We start from the raw sequence: 17,787 nt of genomic DNA, 5'->3' as shown, positions 1-17,787 counted from the left end.
ATGGCGACCACCGGTACACCCACGAACCTCACCCAGAAGACCAAGGGCGGCATCGGCGAGTCCACGCTCCGCCCCGACGGCACCCTCAAGGTCACCGGCGAGTTCGCGTACTCCTCGGACATGTGGCACGAGGACATGCTCTGGGGCCAGATCCTGCGCTCCACGGTCGCGCACGCGGAGATCGTCTCCATCGACACCTCCGAGGCCCTCGCCCAGGCCGGCGTCTACGCCGTACTCACCTACGAGGACCTGCCGACCGAGGTCAAGAACTACGGCCTGGAGATCCAGGACACCCCCGTCCTCGCCAACGGCGTCGTACGCCACCACGGCGAGCCGGTGGCCATCGTCGCCGCCGACCACCCGGAGACCGCGCGCCGCGCCGCCGCCAAGATCAAGGTCGAGTACAGGGAACTGCCCGTCGTCACCGACGAGGCGTCCGCGACCGCCGCCGACGCGCCGCTGCTGCACCCGGGCCGCGACGACCATCACGCCGGCCATGTGCCGCACCCGAACATCGTGCACCGCCAGCCCATCGTCCGCGGCAACGCCGACGAGGCCGCCAAGCGCGCCGACGTCATCGTCTCGGGCGAGTACACCTTCGGCATGCAGGACCAGGCATTCCTCGGCCCCGAGTCCGGTCTCGCCGTGCCCGCTGAGGACGGCGGCGTCGACCTGTACGTCGCCACCCAGTGGCTGCACTCGGACCTCCGCCAGATCGCGCCCGTCCTCGGCCTGCCCGAGGACAAGGTCCGCATGACGCTCTCCGGCGTCGGCGGCGCGTTCGGAGGCCGCGAGGACCTGTCCATGCAGATCCACGCCTGCCTGCTGGCACTGCGCACCGGCAAGCCCGTCAAGATCGTCTACAACCGGTTCGAGTCCTTCTTCGGTCACGTCCACCGCCACCCGGCGAAGCTCTGGTACGAGCACGGCGCCACCCGCGACGGCAAGATCACGCACATGAAGTGCCGGATCGTGCTGGACGGCGGCGCCTACGCCTCCGCCTCCCCGGCCGTCGTCGGCAACGCCTCCTCCCTGTCCGTCGGGCCGTACGTCATCGACGACGTCGACATCGAGGCGATCGCGCTCTACACCAACAACCCGCCCTGCGGTGCCATGCGCGGCTTCGGCGCCGTCCAGGCGTGCTTCGCCTACGAGGCGCAGATGGACAAGCTGGCGAAGGCCCTCGGCATGGACCCTGTCGAACTCCGGCAGCTCAACGCCATGGAGCAGGGGACGCTGCTGCCGACCGGCCAGCCGGTCGACTCGCCCGCCCCGGTCGCCGAGCTGCTGCGCCGCATCAAGTCCCGCCCGCTGCCCCCCGAGCGCCAGTGGGAGACCACCGAGGGCTCCGACGTGCGCGCCCTGCCCGGCGGCCTGTCCAACACCACCCACGGTGAAGGTGTCGTACGTGGCGTCGGCTACGCGGTCGGCATCAAGAACGTCGGATTCTCCGAGGGTTTCGACGACTACTCCACCGCCAGGGTGCGCATGGAGGTCATCAACGGAGAGCCCGTGGCCACCGTGCACACCGCGATGGCGGAGGTCGGCCAGGGCGGTGTCACCGTCCACGCGCAGATCGCCCGCACCGAACTCGGTGTCACCCAGGTGACCATCAACCCCGCCGACACCCAGGTCGGTTCCGCCGGCTCCACGTCCGCGTCCCGCCAGACGTACGTCACCGGCGGCGCGGTCAAGAACTCCTGCGAGCTGGTCCGCGAGAAGGTCCTCGAGACCGGCCGCCGCAAGTTCGGCACCTACCACCCGGCGTGGGCCACCGCCGAGCTGCTGCTCGAAGGCGGCAAGGTCGTCACCGACGGCGGCGAGGTCCTCGCCGACCTGGTCGACGTGCTCGAAGGCGAGGCCGTGGAGATCGAGGCCGAGTGGCGCCACCGCCCGACCGAGGCGTTCGACCTCCACACCGGACAGGGCAACGGACACGTCCAGTACTCGTTCGCCGCACACCGCGCGGTCGTCGAGGTGGACACCGAGCTCGGCCTGGTCAAGGTCATCGAGCTGGCCTGTGCCCAGGACGTCGGCAAGGCGCTCAACCCGCTGTCCGTCATCGGCCAGATCCAGGGAGGCACCACCCAGGGCCTGGGCGTGGCGGTCATGGAGGAGATCATCGTCGACCCGAAGACCGCGAAGGTCAGGAACCCGTCCTTCACGGACTACCTGATCCCCACCATCCTCGACACGCCGACCATCCCGGTCGACGTGCTCGAACTCGCCGACGACAACGCCCCCTACGGGCTGCGCGGCATCGGCGAGGCCCCCACCCTGTCGTCCACCCCGGCCGTGCTCGCGGCGATCCGGAACGCGACAGGACTGGAACTCGACCGGACACCGGTGCGCCCCGAGCACCTCACCGGTACCTGATCGGTCCCCCGAACTCTCCGGGCGGTGCGCGCCATGCCTCCACAGGAAACGTCACCTTCCTCACGTGTCCGCACCGCCCGGAGAAACGAAGTGCCGCACCGCTCGCGGCCGCTTCACCACCCCCACAGCGCACAACCTCAACAGCGGACAACCCCCACAGGCACCACCCCCGCGCAGCAGTACAGCAAGACCCCGCAGAGCGAGTTCGTCTCGGGCCGTCCCCCGGGTCGTGCAGCCGAAGCATTTCCCAAATCCCGCCATCTCCACTCTCCACCGGCGGGTGCCCCTGTGAACCTTGGGAGTAGGCACCATGACCCAGCAGTCCACTGAGCCGCGAACGACGGCGGAGGACGCCGGCGCAGGTTCGCGCCGGCCCGCCGGCCGTTCCTGGCTCGACCGGTACTTCCACATAACCCAGCGAGGCTCGACCCTCGGCCGGGAAGTGCGTGGCGGCATCACCACCTTCATGGCGATGGCGTACATCATCCTGCTCAACCCGGTGATCCTGTCGGTGCCCGACGCGGCCGGCAACAGGCTCGACGGTGATCAGCTGACCACCGCGACCGCGTTCGCCGCCGCCGCGACCACCATCGTGATGGGCCTCCTCGGCAATGTGCCGCTCGCCCTGGCCGCGGGACTCAGCGTCTCCGCCGTCATGGCCTTCCAGGTCGCGCCCGAGATGACCTGGGAAAACGCGATGGGCATGTGCGTCATCTACGGCGCCGTGATCATCCTGCTCGTCGTCACCGGTCTCCGTGAACTGATCATGAACGCGATCCCGCTGGCGCTCAAGCACGCCATCACCATGGGGATCGGCCTGTTCGTCTGTCTCATCGGTCTGGTCCAGGCCGGATTCGTGACCTCCATGCCCGGTGAGGGCGGCATCGCCGGCGCCAAGCCGATCCAGCTCGGCACCAGCGACATGCTGACCGGCTGGCCGGTGCTCTGCTTCGCCGTCACCGTGCTGCTGATCTTCATGCTCCAGGTCCGCAAGGTCCCCGGAGCGATCCTGATCGGCATCGTCGGCGGCACGGTGTTCGCCGCGGCCGTCCACCAGTTCGCAGGCCTGGACAAGGCGGCCTGGGGCGGCCTGAACGCGCCCGAGATCACCGGTTCCATCGTTGCCAGCCCCGATTTCGGGCTCTTCGGCGCCGTCTCCTTCGACGGGATCGGCAGCGTCGGCGGCATCACCGTCGGAGTGATCGTCTTCACCCTGGTGCTGGCGGGCTTCTTCGACGCCATGGGCACCATCATCGGCATCGGCCAGCAGGCCAACCTGGCCGACGACAAGGGCAAGATGCCCGGCCTCAACCGGGCGCTCGCCATCGACGGCGCGGGCGGTGTGATGGGCGGTGTGGCCGGCGCCTCCGGCCAGACCGTCTTCGTCGAGTCGACCGCCGGCGTCGGCGACGGCGCGCGTACCGGCCTCGCCTCCGTCGTCACCGGCCTCGCGTTCACGCTCTGCCTTTTCTTCACCCCGCTCGCCCAGGTCATCCCGACCCAGGTCGCGGCCGCCGCCCTCGTCGTCATCGGCGCGATGATGATGACCAACGCCAAGCACATCGACTGGAACGACTCGGCGACCTCCATCCCGGTCTTTCTGACCACCGTGCTGATGCCGTTCACCTACTCCATCACCGCCGGCATCGCGGCCGGAGTCATCTCCCACGTGCTGATCAAGGCCGTCCAGGGCAGGGCGCGGGACATCGGCTGGCTGATGTGGGTCCTGGCCGCCGTCTTCCTCGCCTACTTCGCGCTGCACCCGATCGAGGGCTGGCTCGGAGTCAAGTAACGACCGACGCCTTCCGCACACCTTTTCTTCATGAGGAGACCGACATGCTGGACATCGCCGAAGAGCTGAACCGGTGGGTCGAGCAGGGCCGTTCGTTCGCCGTCGCCACGGTCGTCGCCGTCGGCGGCAGCGCGCCCCGGCAGCCCGGCGCCGCCCTCGCCGTCGACAGCGAGGGCACGGCCATCGGTTCGGTCTCCGGCGGGTGTGTGGAAGGCGCGGTGTACGACCTGTGCCAACAGGCGCTCCAGGACCGCGAAACCGTCCTCGAGCGCTTCGGCTACAGCGACGAGGACGCCTTTTCCGTCGGCCTGACCTGCGGCGGCGTCATCGACATCCTCGTCACCCCGGTCCACGTGGACGCCCCCGCCAGGGACGTCCTCGCGGCCGCGCTGGCCTCCGCCGCCCGTGGGGAGGCGGCGGCGGTCGCGCGTCTCACCGACGGGTCCGCGGATCTCGCGGGCCGAGCCCTGCTGGTACGCCCCGACGGTACGTACGACGGGAGTCTCGGGGGCCACCCGGAGCTGGACCGTACGGCGGCCGCCGAGGCCATGGCGATGCTCGACGCCGGACGCACCGGCACCGTCGTCATCGGCGAGGACGGCTCCCGCTGCGGCCGGCCCCTGACCTTGCTCGTCGAGTCGAGCGTCCCCCCTCCCCGCATGATCGTCTTCGGCGCGATCGACTTCGCGTCGGCGCTGGTGCGCGTCGGCAAGTTCCTCGGCTACCGGGTCACCGTCTGCGACGCCCGGCCCGTCTTCGCGACGGCGATCCGCTTCCCGGACGCCGACGAGATCGTCGTCGAGTGGCCGCACCGCTATCTCGAGTCGACCGAGGTCGACGGCCGTACGGTGCTGTGCGTGCTGACCCATGACGCCAAGTTCGACGTGCCGTTGCTGGAGCTCGCGCTGAAACTGCCGGTCGCGTACATCGGCGCGATGGGGTCTCGCCGCACCCACGAGGACCGCAACCGGCGGCTGCGCGACGTCGGCGTCACCGAACTCGAACTGGCCAGGCTCCGGTCACCGATCGGCCTCGACCTCGGCGCCCGTACGCCGGAGGAGACCGCCCTGTCCATCGGTGCGGAGATCGTGGCGAACCGCCGCGGCGGCTCCGGAGTCTCACTCACCGGCGCCCACACGCCCATCCACCACGACGGTCCCGACGCTCCGGCCGGACGGATCGGATCGGTCGCGTAGGGAGGGCAGCTGTGCCGTTCACCTGTGACGATTCTCTGAGTCATGGCGCTGATCAGTAGGGGGACTGCGCACGGGTCCGCCGTGCCGTCAGGACGAAGAGGGGCCAGTGGGCAAGGGGCGGGGCAGCCGGCGTACGGAGACGTACGACAAGGAGCTCGGCGATGCGGTGGCGAGCGCACAACGGGGTGACGAGACCGCCTTCTCCACGGCGTACCGGGCCGTCCACCCGCCGCTCCTCGGATATCTGCGCGGGCTCGTCGGGGACGACGCGGAGGACGTCGCATCCGACGCCTGGCTGGAAATAGCCCGCGACCTCGGTCGGTTCCGCGGCGACGGCGCCGGCTTCCGGGCCTGGACCGCGAGCATCGCGCGCAACCGCGCCATCGACCATCTGCGCCGGCTCAGGAGCCGCCCGCGCGGGACGTTCCTCGCCGGCGACCTCGCCGAACTGCCCGCCCGGCAGGACACGGCGGAAGAGGCCCTCGAGACCGTCACGACCCGGCAGGCCCTGGCGCTCATCGCGGAACTGCCGCAGCAGCAGGCCGAAGCGGTCCTGTTGCAGACCGTCATCGGTCTCGACGGGCCGGCCGCCGCCCGCGTGCTGGGCAAGCGCCCGGGAGCGGTTCGCTCGGCCACCCACCGCGGACTCAAGCGGCTGGAGAAGCACCTGCTGTCACTCGGACGCGGCCGTGCAACAGATTCGGACTCCTCTTCGCTGGGAGGGGCGAGATGACCGAAAACCGACCTGGAGGTGCCATGGGCGCCGGGGCCGAGCGGCAGCCGCCGACTCTCGATGAGCTGCTCGCCGCCGCCGCGCGCCCCGCACCCGTCGCCCCCGACGCCGCGGACAACGCCTTGGCGGCCTTCCGCGCGGCCCGCGACGAGGGCGCTCTCGACCTGCCGAGCCGCCCGGCCGACGACTGGCGACCAGCCGAGCCGCGGAAACGCATCCGGTGGGTCAAGGCCGGGGTCGGCACGCTCTTCGCGGGGGTCATGCTGGGCGGGGTGGCGATGGCAGCCGGAGCGATCCCGGCCCCGTTCGGCGAATCCCCGCCTCCGTCCCCCACACCGCACCCCGCCCCCAGCGCCGTGCCGTCCGCCCCCGCGCAGCACAGCGCCACCGCGGCGCCGACGGCCGGTGCGCCCGCCGGCATGCCGTCGCCGGAGGCGGAGGAAGACCGCCCGCCGACGGCCCAGGACGAGAGGGCCCACTGCCGCGCATACAAAGCGGCGGAGGGGAACGGGAACGCGGGGGAGCAGAACGGGCAGGGGAACGGCGACGCCATGGACAGTGCCGTACGCCGGAGCCTCGAAGCGGCGGCCGGTGGCCCCGACGCGGTGGAGGCATACTGCGCCCGCCTCCTGGCGAGCGGGCCCCCCAAGCCGTCGCAGACGGGGCACGCGTCGAAACCGGGGAACGGCGCCAAGCCCGCGTCGCCCGGCAACGGCCGGGCCGACGAGGACAGCGGCCGTCCCGCGACACCTGGGCCGACTTCCTAGGCAGGCGTTGGGCCGTCACCCACGCGGGCGTGCCCAGGCCCGAAGCGACACCGGGGCTGCCCGGCGCTGAGCGGACCGGGCAGCCCCGGTTCGGCCGGCGAACTCAGCCGATGCAGAGGACGAGCAGGCACACCTCTGTGGGCGAGGTGGTGCCCGTCTGCGCCGGCGCCGGCGTCCGCTCTTCCGGGCGGGAGGCGCCGGAGTCGCCCGAGGTGCCGGACGTCCCGGATCCGGATGGGGGGTCGACCGTTGCGGGCGCAGCCGGGCGGACGGCCGGGCCGGTGGTCTGCGGCGCCGGCGCGTCGGACCGCAAGGCCTTCGACTCCTCGGCCGCCCCGCGTGCGGCGCGCGGCGGCCGGGTCGTGGTCGCGGGGTCCGCCGCCGCGACGGTCACGGTCTGCCGGCGCGGGACGGCGGTCGCGGACGGTTGGGCATGCGGGGCTCGCGTGGCGGGCTTGTCCGGCTCCGCTGTGGGGAGGGCGGGCCGGTTCGTCCGGGCCGAGTCCGGAGCAGTCGTGTCCGGTGCGGAAGCCGCGTGGGCCCGGTCCTTGGACGACGCCGTCTGCAGTGCGGCGACGGTCATCCCGCCGCCGACGAGCGCGATGGCCGTCCCGGCCGCAGCCCTGCGCCTGCTCTTCTTCCAGCGGGCGAGCTGTCGCCGCCGCGCCGCCCGTCCTGTTCCGGGCGCCGCGGTGTGCTCGGGGCTGCTCGCCGGCGCGGACTCCGCCGCAGGCGCGGCATCGGAGTCAGGGGCGGCCGTGCCGCGGGACGGCTCCCATGCGGAGAACTCCTGCGCGCCGAACGGCTCCCAGCTCGAAGCGGCCGCCGCCCCCGCCCCCTCGTCACGCTGTGCGGGCGGGGCTATGTCCGGCGCGTAGGCGCCGCACCCTGGACACACCAGGGCCCCGTTGAGGTGCCGACGACATGCGGAGCAGTAGTCCATGGGCAAACCTTCTGTGCTGACTGCGCCGCCAGAGACATCGGCGACCTGTTCACTTTTCGTCACGTGGTGCGATCGGGGCCGGTCGGCCAGCAACGCTAACGGCGCCCGCCGAAGGCCATGCGCAGCCCCTGTGACGCTTTTGGAAAGATTGACCGGCTGACGGAATCAGCGCTCGGGGCACAGGGGACGTACCCGGGCCCACGTTGTACGGCGGACACGGACCACTGCGCCCCGGACGCTCCACACCCGGCAAGGGTTGTACGCCGCTCGCCGATTCCTCTGTGAGAACAGCCACTTGTGTCACCCGTGACGTGCCGCGCAGCGCTTCCGCTGGAACCGGAGAGGCCATCGTGGAAAGGCGGGTGCCGTGGAAGAGAGCCCAGTGGAACTGCCGGGCGCCAGAAGTATGCGGAGCTACACCGCACGGTTCGTGGCGGAGATGAGCGAGCGCAGCAGACTGCCGTTCGACTACACCGTGGTGAGCCTGAGACTCGTCGATCTCGTCGTCGACGGACTCAGACGGGGCAGACCGGCGCGGGCGGGAGTCGACCACTTCCTTCAGGGGCTCGGTGCCTATGCCGGCGAGGTGATGGTCCGACGGGCCGGAGCGAGCTGGGTGGACCTTGATGCCTCACAGCGCGAGTTGTTCGACCAGCCCGTCGGGGTCCGGATGCCGGACGGGCGGGTGTGGAATCCGCTCGGGAAGGTCGTGAAACGTTTCGAGGACGGGCCCATGGAGTCCGTCGAACGGTTCTACCTCCTGCTGCACGGGCGGCAGCGGCCGACGGCGCGCCATGGCATACCGCAGTGGCCGACCGCGGGCCACGAGGCGCCGCGGCGGGCGGCCTGCGGATAGCCGCCGGCTCTGTCCGCCGGACACCGGACAGGGACCCCGTCCGTTGAACAGCGGACGGACGGTGCCCGTACCTGTGGGCGGCCCGTGTGGATCCGCACGGGCCGCCAAACGGCAGGGGAGGCACGTCTTGGCCGGCAGCAACGGCAGCAACGTCACCGCGCTCTTCCGCGCGTCCACCGCGCACAGCCCGTCGTACTTCACCCTGAACCGGGCGGGTGGCGGTGCGGCCGGCGAGATCGTGGACTTCTGCATCCCCTGCAACCCGTACTTCCCGACCCCCGCCATGTTCGACCAGCTGGGCAGCAGGCTCCGCGAGATCCTCACGTACTACCCGAGCAGCGCGGACACCATCACCGCCGAGCTCTGCCAGCTGCTCGGCCTCAATCCGCAGACCGTCGCCATGGGCAACGGCTCCACCGAACTGATCACGTGGATCGACCACTTGCTCGTCCGCGAGTCACTGGCCGTACCCGTCCCCACCTTCGGCCGCTGGACCGACCAGCCGATGGAGACGGGCAAACGGGTGGACATGCTGCTGCTCCCGGAAGCCCGTGGATTCGCCCTCGACCCCGCGTCGTTCGTGCAGTTCATACGCACCAGAGGTTCGCGTGTCGCCGTCATCTGCAACCCCAACAACCCCGACGGCGGCCTGCTCCCCAGGCAACAGGTCCTCTCGCTGCTCGACCAGCTCCAGGACCTGGACCTGGTCGTGGTCGACGAGTCCTTCCTTGAATTCGCCGATGAGGGTGCGGAGACGAGCGTCGCGGCTGAGGCCGTGCTGCGGACGAACGTGATCGTGCTGCGCAGCCTCGGGAAGAACTTCGGTCTGCACGGCGTGCGGTTCGGCTATCTGGTCGCCAACCCCGGACTGGCCGGCAAGGTGCGGGCCGCGTTGCCGAAGTGGAATCTCAACTCGTTCGCGGAGACAGTGGTGTTCATGCTCAAGGAGCACCGGCAGGAGTACGCGGAAAGCCTCCTGCGGGTGAGCCGCGACCGTCAGGAGATGATCTGGCGCCTCTCCCAGCTCCCCGGCCTCACCGTCTACCCCTCGCAGGGCAATTTCGTCTACGTACGCCTCCCCGAGGGCGCCGACGGTGGAGTCCTGCGCGACCGGCTGCTCGCGGAACACGCCGTCCTGATACGAGAATGCGGCAACAAGATCGGCAGCTCGAGCCGGTTCGTACGGCTGGTGGTGCGCCCCGAGCAGGACGCGGAGCGGCTGGTCTCCGCGATGGAGCAGGTGCTCTACGGGGGACGCACCAGGTCCGCGCCGCCGCCCCAGCCGGCACCGCCGCAGCCGATGCTCGCGCAGGTGCCGGCCCAGCCGCATGCCCAGGCCCAGCAGCCCCAGGCCGCCCAGCCGCTGCCGCAGATGCCGGTCCAGCAGTCGACGCCGGCCCCCATGCTCGCGCAAGTCCCGTCGCAGTCACAGCCGTTGCCGCAGCAGAGTGCGCAGATCGCGCTGGCGCAACCGCTGCTCGATCAGCAGCCGCTCGCCGCCCGCGGCCTGTCACCCGCCCAGACCGCCCGCCCGGGTGTCTCGGCCGGGGCGATGGCCGCGGACTACACATCGGGCACGGCGGCGGTGGACCGCCTGATCGCTCAGGCGTAGGCATGCTGTCCCCCCGGCCGGAGGTGCCCCCTCCACCCGGCTGACGTCAGACTCGACCACGTGAGCGGCTGGTTCCTGCAGCAGGAGTACGGAGTCCGATTCGAGTGGGCCCCACCGGTGCCCGGCAGCCGGCACGGGACGCCGCCTGCCGTGTGGCGGTCCGGTCCGACGGAGCCTTCGGACACAGCACCGACGGGGTGACGTCGCAGCCGGACCCATGAGGGTCCGGCGCCGCTGTGCGCGGGAGTTGTCCCGTCGTGGCGGAGTGGCCGGGCGGGGAACTGCCGGCGCACGACCTGCCCGTTCGTCCGCAACCGGTCGGTTTGCGAGCCGCCTGAGCCGCCGAACGCCGTCGTACGCCGCCGCGCGGCTGCTCAGGCGCGTGGTTCGCCTCCCCTGTTCGCGTGGAACCGGACGGAGCGGCGGTCGGCGACATGGAGGGAACCGTCCTCCTCGCCACCGCCCCCCTGTACTGGCACCGGGAGGAAGTCGGTCACCAGCAGCCGGACGCGTGTCGAGAACAGGTCCCAGAAGGGGCCCTCGAGCCATGCGCGTCCTGGGTCGCTGGTGAACAACAGCAGGTGCATGCCGAGCCGTTCGCCCGACTGCACAGTGCGGGTGAGCGCGGTGCGCAGTTCCGGTGCGAGCGGGAGGAGACGGGTGACCTCGTCCATGATCACGATCAGGCGTGGCAGCGGCTTCCGACGGTTCATGCCGACGGTCCCCGACTCATAGGCGGCCACGTCCGGGCAGTCGGCGCGGTGGAGCAGGTCCTCGCGCCGGGTGAGCTCGCGGTTGATCCGGTCCGCAAGGTCGAGGGCGCGAGCCGGCGCTCCACCGAGTCCGACGTACTTGCCGGGGAGTGCGTCCGGCGGAACCAACGCGGCCGTGTTGCCGCTGAAATCGGCGAGCACGAGCTTCACGCCTTCCGGGTTCTGCCGGATCAGTTGCCGCAGAATCCGGCCCAGCAGCTTTCTGCCCTTGCCCGTCGTCCGCGCCTCGCACAGCACGTGCGGACCGTCCCCTCCCCGGTCCTGGCCCTCGAGGTCGAGGTGGACGGGCAGGCCGGAGCGGTCGAGGCCGAGGGTCACACGCAGCCGGTAGGGCTGCGCGTGACGCTGTGCGTGGAGAGAGGCGTTGAAGATGTCCCGCAGCCGCTCGGCGGTCGGCCGTCTGGCCGGATCGTGGGCCAGGCAGGCCCGCAGTGTGTCGGCGACATCGGGGTCGAGCGGCAGTTCCGGTACGTCACTCGGTCCGAGAGGCACCCCCGTCGAGTCGCCGGTCACCGTCTCCACGAGGATGCGGCCGAAGGCGTAGATGTCCGACGCGGGCGTCGGCTCGGCACCGGCGTCCAGCAGCTCCGGGGCCCGGTAGCGGACGTTGTGCCGGTGGAGCAGACGATGCGGGCTGACCGAGCCGTCCACCGTCGCCGTCATCCAGCCCGCGACCCGGACCTCGCGGCCCGCTATCAGCACGCTGCCGGGTGTCAGCGACCCGTGCACCAGCCTTTTCCGGTGCGCCCGGGCAAGGCCGTTCGCGAACTGCCGTGCGACAGTGAGCAGTCCGCCCTCGTGGAGCAGCCCGTGCCGCTCCGCGAAGGCACGCAGGTCGGGCGCCGTCTCCGTCGGGCCGTCGAGGGCGCACTCCATGGCCAGCCAGGGCCGCGGGCACCCCGTGTCCCAGGCCAGCAGCCGGGGAGCGTACGCGCCGTCCATCCGTTTCAGCGCGGCGACCTCCGTGGCCACCAGGCCGGCCGCGTGCGGCACCTGCGGCCTGCGGACGACGAGGATCCGGCCCTCCCCGTCGTGGCCCATGAACAGGCCGGCGCGTGACCAGCCGCCGAGATGTTCGGCGAACACCTCGTACGGCATCGAGCCGGAAGCGTCGAACCGGGGGTCGGCCACGGTCAGACGCTGCCAGCCCGTGAAGTCCTCGTTCAGCTCGAAGCCCGGCGGCAGCTCCCGCAACGGCTCGCCGCCGCCCGGGGCCGGAGCTGTCGGCTCCGGCGTGCCCGGAAGCGAGACCCCGAGCCGGCGCATCACCGTCGCGTCCACCCAGCCGAACGGCCGGCGGCTGCCCGCCGGCACGCGCTCGGTGCCCTGTGGGTGCGGCAGCCACGCCGGGAAGCCGGCCGGTGAGCCGGCCAGTTCGGTGAGCTGCGTCGTCACGGCACGCGTCGTACGGACCAGTTCGGACGGCGCGACGGTGCCCAGCAGGACCCGCCGTGTCTCCTCCGAGAAGTCGAACGCCCTCTGGTGCGGCAGGCTCTCCCCGCCGTCGGCGCTGTGCATCAGGCCGCCGAGGAAGACCTCGGCCAGGTGGGAGGTGTCGGCGGCGGGGGACACGGCATGCTGCACGAGCCGCATCACCGGCACGGGCAGCGGTGCGACGGCGGCCAGATGCGCGGCAAGACGGTATGCGTCGGTGGAGGCGGCCTCACGGAACCGCAGTACTTCCCGTTCCGCTGTGCTCGCGCTGTGTCCGTGGCCGGCTGCCGGGTCGGCTGCGGCCGAGGGCACGCCGCCGGGCCCCGCGAGCAGCGGCAGCACCGCGCTGCCGCCCGGCGAGCCGATCAACCGCGCCCAGGCGCCGAGCGATTCCGCTTGCACGGCCAGCACGGGCACGGGAACACCGTCGAACGGCGCCAGTTCGGGCGGCAGGACCGGATCCGCGACCTCCCACGACCGGTTGGCCGCACCCCGGCGACGTGTCGTGACCCGCCACGGCTCGGCACGGATTCCGGAACCCGCCCACAGCCGGGTCGGCAGTACGTTCACCAGGGCAGTCGGACCGGTCGCGGCCGAGCGGAGCAGGGCCGCGTGCATCCTGCCGTCGCGCCATGCCCGGCCCACGCCATCGCTCACCACGAGCAGCAGGGTGTGGCCCGACGGGTCGAGCACAGTCGACATCGGCAGCGTGGCGGCTTCCACGCCGAACGGACGCCGGCTCAACAGCGGACCGTCCGGGCCGCGGCTGTCCAGACCGTGCACACGCACATGACGGAAGGCGCCGCTGCGCTCCGCCAGCGCCCTGATCTCGCTCGCGAGCCGCTGCCACAGCAGCATCGAGACGCCGTCGTCGACGAGGATCGCCAGGTCGAGCCACCGGGTCCGGGCAGGCCGCAGCACCGCCTCCGGCAGTCCGGTCTCGGCCATCGCGGTGACCGTCGCCGCGATGTCGAGTTCGGCGCGCAGCGCGTCGGGACGCCGGTGCTTGAGGGGACGCAGCGCCCGGCCGAGTCTCAGTTCGCCGGTGCCGAGCGCCCTCATCCCCGGGGCACGTACCGGCATCGCGGGCCGGTCGGACCGGGCCGGGCGATGGTCCGCGGCGGCCGGAGCGGCGTGCAGATCGACCTGTGGTGCGGGCAGCTGCCCGGAACCGGCCGTCGGGCCGTCGGGAGCCGCGCCCCGCCTCGGATCGTCCGGGTCGTGCGGCGCGTCCGCCGCGTCCCCGGCTGCGGTGTCGGCGTCGGGCGGGCGGGGCGCCCGGCCCGCCGGCGCGGCGGCAGCCACCTGCGCCAGTGCGGTGGACGCCGCGGGCGGCAGTCGGGCCGCCAGCCACAGGGCGTCGAGCAGCTCCTCCGCGGCAAGGTCCTCGCCGTCGCCCGACAGGACCTTGCGGACTCGCTCCAGCACCGTGCGCTACACCGTCCTGCCGAGACGGTGCAGCACGGCGTCGAGCAGACCCTCGGCGTCCAGATCCACGCCTCCCCGGCGCAGGAAGACGGCGTTGAGCAGCTGGTCGGTGGCGAGTTCGCCCCTGGCCCTGCGGGCGAGGAAGGCCCGCATCAGTTCGTCCATGCCGGCCAGATCCGTGTCGGCGTCCGTGCCGTCGGCGTTCAGATGCGCCGAGATGATGGCGCGCAGCCGGTCCTCGTCCGGTTCCGGGAGGTCGAGCCGTACGCACCGGCGCAGAAAGGCGGGCGGGAAGTCGCGCTCGCCGTTGCTGGTGATGACGACGACGGGGAACTCGGAGCAGCGGACCCGGCCGCGGACGACGTCCGTCCACTCGTCGGGGTCGGCGGTCATCACCGCCACCGTGGCCTGGTCCCCGGGGAGCCGAGCCAGCTCCGGGATCTCGAACTCGCCTTCCTCGAAGACGTTGAGCAGGTCGTTCGGCAGGTCCACGTCGCCCTTGTCCAACTCGTCCACGAGCAGGACGCGCGGGGTCGCGGACGGCACGAGCGCCGTACCGAGCGGGCCGAGGCGCACGTACGAGCCGATGCCCGGCTCCTCGCCCGGCGCACCCGTGCCGCCCTGCGTGCCGCGACCGCTTGGCGCGGCATGTCCGCCCGGCGCACCCCGGCCGCCCTGCGGGTCGTGGCGCATGTTGGTCTCCCGCAGCCGGCCGATGGCGTCGTATCGGTAGAGGGCCTCCTGCAGTGTGGTCCGGCTGTTGACCGGCCAGTGCAGGACGCGGCCCAGGGACAGCTCGTGGGCGACGGCATGCGCCAGGGACGACTTGCCGGTCCCGGGGTGTCCCGTGACCAGCAGGGGCCTGCGCAGCAGCAGGGCGGCGTTGACGACGTCCGCCTCCTTCGGGCCGATCAGGTAGGGCCGTTCACGGCCGGGACCGTCCGTCCCTGTGCCGTCGAACCGACGCCACGGCGGGGCCTCGGGAAAGGTGATGCTCCGGGCCCGGCCGTCGCCCTTGAACAGCCGCCAGTCGCCGCCTGTCGCGTCGCCGCCTGCGTGGTGCTGCCGGTGTGCGTGGGCCGTCATCGGGTGTCCGTTCCTTGATCGTGGCTTCGTCGTTCGTGAGGTGCATCGTGAGGGGCTCGAGGGCGGGCGAGGTCATGCGGGGTCGGCGAGTTCCAGGGGGCCGGGCAGCGGCAGCTCGCAGTCGTCCCACACCAGCACCGGCCTGGCGGCCGACGATCCCTTGGACCCCAGGGCCGCCGCCCGGAACTCCTGCAGACGCTGCGGCAGTTTGTGCAACGGGCCGGTGGGGTCGAGGTCGTCCAGCCGGCCGGCGTCCTCATGGGAGTCGGCCGCCCGGTCCCACAGCACCACCGGTACACCCATGGCCAGGCAGATGGCCAGGAGCTCGTTCCGCTGCTCCGGCGGTCCGTGCAGAACGACCCGTGCGGTGTCCTTGTAGGCGGTGTTCAGCAGCCGCTCGTACAGCTCCAGCGTGGTGGCGGGCCTGTCGACGACCAGTGCGCCCGGGCCCAGGGCACTCCAGCGCCTTCGCAACTCGCTCTCCGACCGGCGGGTCGCCTCGGGGCAGCGGAGGGCCACCTGGTATCGCGCGCCCAGCGCCAGGCTCAGCTCGGGGAAGAGATCGCCGAGTTCGCTGCCCGTCCGCCAGCCGTCCACGGGGATCTGGAGGCCCTCGCGCCCGACGACGACATCCACCTGCGAGGCCGGATCCCCGCCCTCGGCACGGCAGCGGTCCGCCGCCTCACGGATGAGCCGGCCGATGTCGTCAGGGGTCAGCGCACGTTTCGGGGTCGGAACCGTCGCCCTCGTCCCGTCCTTGTGGATCAGCCATGTCTCGCAGTAGTAGCGGTCGGGGGCGTCCGGACCGGCTTCGGAGAGCCGGGTCACGATCCGCGCGACCGGCGACGGGCGGTGCGAGGCCCAGGCCGCGGCATCGGCTCGACGCTCCGCCAGAGCCGCGCGGCTGATCCCCAGCCGTTCGCCCACACGGTCGCACCAGAGGTCCAGAGTCCTGCGGGCCTCGGTGCCGGACGCGGCCGCGGCCACGAACGCCGCAAGCTTCAGCAGGGCAGGCACAGGAGGGGCGCCCAGATCCCCGACCGGCCCGTCGGGGCAGTCCTCGAGGCTGAGCACCACGCCCTCGAGCTCCGCGTCCGCCAGCCGGGTGGCGCACCCCAGGGGTCCGGGAAGCGTCATGAAACGCAGGGCTTCGCGGGCGGCGCGCGGGATCAGTGCCGGGTCGGTGGCGGTGACCGTACGGAGCGCTGCGAGGAGCTGCCGGTGTTCGCCTACGGACAGCAGCCGGATGCCCTGCTCCATCCGGCCGAGCGCCAGCAGATCGTTCAGCGCCTGCCGGCCGGCGTGGTCGCGGACCGTGGGGGCGAGGGATTCGGCCAATGTGGCCAGTGCTCTCTCCTCGGTCAGCAGAAGGGCCGCCAACTCGTCCAGCGTGGGGGCCGAGGGGTCCGTGTCGGGCGGGGGAACACAGCCGATGTCCGCGGCCAGGCCACGGCAGTGGTCGGCCCGCCTGACCGGGTCGTCGAGCAGCGCGCGAAGCGCGGGGACCAGTAACTCGGCCGACAGGGAGGCATCTTGGCACCATCCCCTGCCCGCGGGGGCCGGTGCGGCGACCGTGCACGCGTCGAGGACATCGCCGGCATCCGCCCGCTCCAGTTCCTTCCGTACCGTCTGCCACGGCACCGCCCAGCCGCGGCGCACGGTGTCCTGGGAGCCCAACGCGCCCTGGGCCGGGAGCACCTGGGCGACGACGAGCCCGGCGACGGTCGAGTCGGAGCGCACCCACAGCGGGCCGCCGCTGTATCCCGGGCCGATGGCGGCTCCGGTCAGCTCGCCGTCCAGGTAGCAGCAGCCGTCGTCCTCGAGACCGACCACGATATCGGCGTAGGTGATGGTCTCGCCGCCACCGTGCCAGGCCCGCAGGCCGAGCCCCTCCGTCATCTCCCGCCACACCACGGGCCTGGTCCAGTCGGGGGCGGGCTCGTCGAGTTCCAGCACGGCCAGGTCGCCGTCCCACACGACTTTGGAGGCCCGTTGCTGTGGAGGAAGCCAGACGGAGAGCCGGGCGGTGCCACGCGCGGTCGTCCCCACCCCGTGGAACGCCACACCCAGCGCATGCTTCCGGTCCGGCTCGTCGACGCTCAACGGCTCACGCCCCAGTACGTCGTTGACGACATGGGCGCAGGTCAGCACCCGGTTCGGGGACAGCAGCGCGGCGGCACCCGCAGCCTTGGCGCTGTCCCCGCGCATCAGCGCGACGCGCGAGCCGGGCACTGTACGGCGGCGGAACCAGCCCATCCTCACCCCTGGCCGGGACCGGCGGTGCTCTGCTGCTGCCAGGTGGCGCTCACGGTCATCGTCGCCTTGCCGTTCGTCCCGACGATGCCCAGCTTGAGGTCCTGGCCGATCTGGATGCCGAATTCGACCTTGAGTTCCTGCGGAGGAGTGGCGGTGTTCACGGCCGCGTGGTGCACCTCCTCGAGGAGCTGCCCGAGCGGGCGCAGCGCGGTCCGCAGGGTGTCCGTCGCGATGGCGGCGGCACGCGCCCCGCCGCGGGCCACCGGAGTGGCGGTGCCGAACCCGTCGGGCAGGTCGGGAGCGGCCGGCTCCACGGCAACGGCGGCGGGGGCCGGCTCTCCGGCGTCGGCCAGTTCCACACGTAACGCTGCACCGGCCAGGTCGAGTTCAAGATATTCGGGCATGACGGCATTCTGCCTGACGGGGGGGCGTTGCCGGGCCGGATACCGGGAGTCGGTCGGGTCGCTTTGAGATGAAACGTTCATCCTGCGTACCGGGCTCACTCCGACGCTTGCGGACAGAAGCTGTCCGCCGG

12 protein-coding genes are annotated in these 17,787 nt (G+C 72.0%); 7 read left to right on the top strand and 5 right to left on the bottom strand.

Annotation, left to right across the window (positions count from 1 at the left end; translation table 11 throughout):
• The 5 genes from ACZ4SA_RS06655 to ACZ4SA_RS06635 all read left to right on the top strand — a co-directional run bounded on the left by ACZ4SA_RS06655 (position 1) and on the right by ACZ4SA_RS06635 (position 6,864).
• Positions 1-2,376: a xanthine dehydrogenase family protein molybdopterin-binding subunit gene (locus ACZ4SA_RS06655; protein WP_468270530.1), complete on the top strand. Its 2,376-nt coding sequence runs from the start codon at positions 1-3 to the stop codon at positions 2,374-2,376.
• A gap of 310 nt (positions 2,377-2,686) precedes the next feature.
• A complete protein-coding gene (locus ACZ4SA_RS06650; protein WP_468270528.1) occupies positions 2,687-4,168 on the top strand; it encodes an NCS2 family permease in 1,482 nt (493 codons plus the stop codon).
• 44 nt (positions 4,169-4,212) lie between these two features.
• The gene (locus ACZ4SA_RS06645; protein ID WP_468270526.1) at positions 4,213-5,364 is read left to right on the top strand and encodes an XdhC family protein; all 1,152 of its coding nucleotides are present in this window, start codon (positions 4,213-4,215) and stop codon (positions 5,362-5,364) included.
• Positions 5,365-5,470: 106 nt separating this feature from the next.
• On the top strand, positions 5,471-6,097 hold the full coding sequence (locus ACZ4SA_RS06640; RefSeq protein ID WP_468270524.1) for an RNA polymerase sigma factor: 627 nt from the start codon (positions 5,471-5,473) through the stop codon (positions 6,095-6,097).
• Positions 6,094-6,864 (top strand): hypothetical protein, encoded by a 771-nt coding sequence (locus tag ACZ4SA_RS06635; protein ID WP_468270522.1) that lies wholly within the window; start codon positions 6,094-6,096, stop codon positions 6,862-6,864. Before ACZ4SA_RS06640 ends, ACZ4SA_RS06635 begins: the two co-directional genes overlap by 4 nt.
• A 103-nt stretch (positions 6,865-6,967) precedes the next feature.
• Here ACZ4SA_RS06635 and ACZ4SA_RS06630 read toward each other — a convergent pair whose 3' ends face one another.
• On the bottom strand, positions 6,968-7,807 hold the full coding sequence (locus ACZ4SA_RS06630; RefSeq protein ID WP_468270520.1) for an SCO2400 family protein: 840 nt from the start codon (positions 7,805-7,807) through the stop codon (positions 6,968-6,970).
• A gap of 367 nt (positions 7,808-8,174) precedes the next feature.
• On the opposite strand from ACZ4SA_RS06630, the gene ACZ4SA_RS06625 reads away from it, so the two are divergent.
• Positions 8,175-8,663 (top strand): hypothetical protein, encoded by a 489-nt coding sequence (locus tag ACZ4SA_RS06625; protein ID WP_468270518.1) that lies wholly within the window; start codon positions 8,175-8,177, stop codon positions 8,661-8,663.
• Between the two features lie 127 nt (positions 8,664-8,790).
• Positions 8,791-10,275 (top strand): pyridoxal phosphate-dependent aminotransferase, encoded by a 1,485-nt coding sequence (locus ACZ4SA_RS06620; protein ID WP_468270516.1) that lies wholly within the window; start codon positions 8,791-8,793, stop codon positions 10,273-10,275.
• Between the two features lie 374 nt (positions 10,276-10,649).
• Here the strand turns inward: ACZ4SA_RS06620 and ACZ4SA_RS06615 are convergent, their stop codons facing one another.
• From ACZ4SA_RS06615 to ACZ4SA_RS06600, 4 genes are all read right to left on the bottom strand, one after another.
• Complete coding sequence (locus ACZ4SA_RS06615; RefSeq protein ID WP_468270514.1) at positions 10,650-13,910, bottom strand: SAV_2336 N-terminal domain-related protein; 3,261 nt, start codon at positions 13,908-13,910, stop codon at positions 10,650-10,652.
• 6 nt (positions 13,911-13,916) lie between these two features.
• Positions 13,917-14,996, bottom strand: coding sequence for an AAA family ATPase (locus tag ACZ4SA_RS06610; RefSeq protein WP_468270512.1), 1,080 nt, complete (start codon positions 14,994-14,996; stop codon positions 13,917-13,919).
• 72 nt (positions 14,997-15,068) lie between these two features.
• Complete coding sequence (locus tag ACZ4SA_RS06605) at positions 15,069-17,252, bottom strand: VMAP-C domain-containing protein (protein WP_468270510.1); 2,184 nt, start codon at positions 17,250-17,252, stop codon at positions 15,069-15,071.
• 2 nt (positions 17,253-17,254) lie between these two features.
• Complete coding sequence (locus ACZ4SA_RS06600) at positions 17,255-17,656, bottom strand: CU044_2847 family protein (protein ID WP_468270508.1); 402 nt, start codon at positions 17,654-17,656, stop codon at positions 17,255-17,257.
• Between the last annotated feature and the right edge of the window lie 131 nt (positions 17,657-17,787).

It is taken from the genome of Streptomyces sp. NPDC027962, assembly GCF_055566095.1.
Note: the sequence above shows the minus strand (reverse complement) of the source record. Positions and strands in the feature narration are given on the sequence as shown.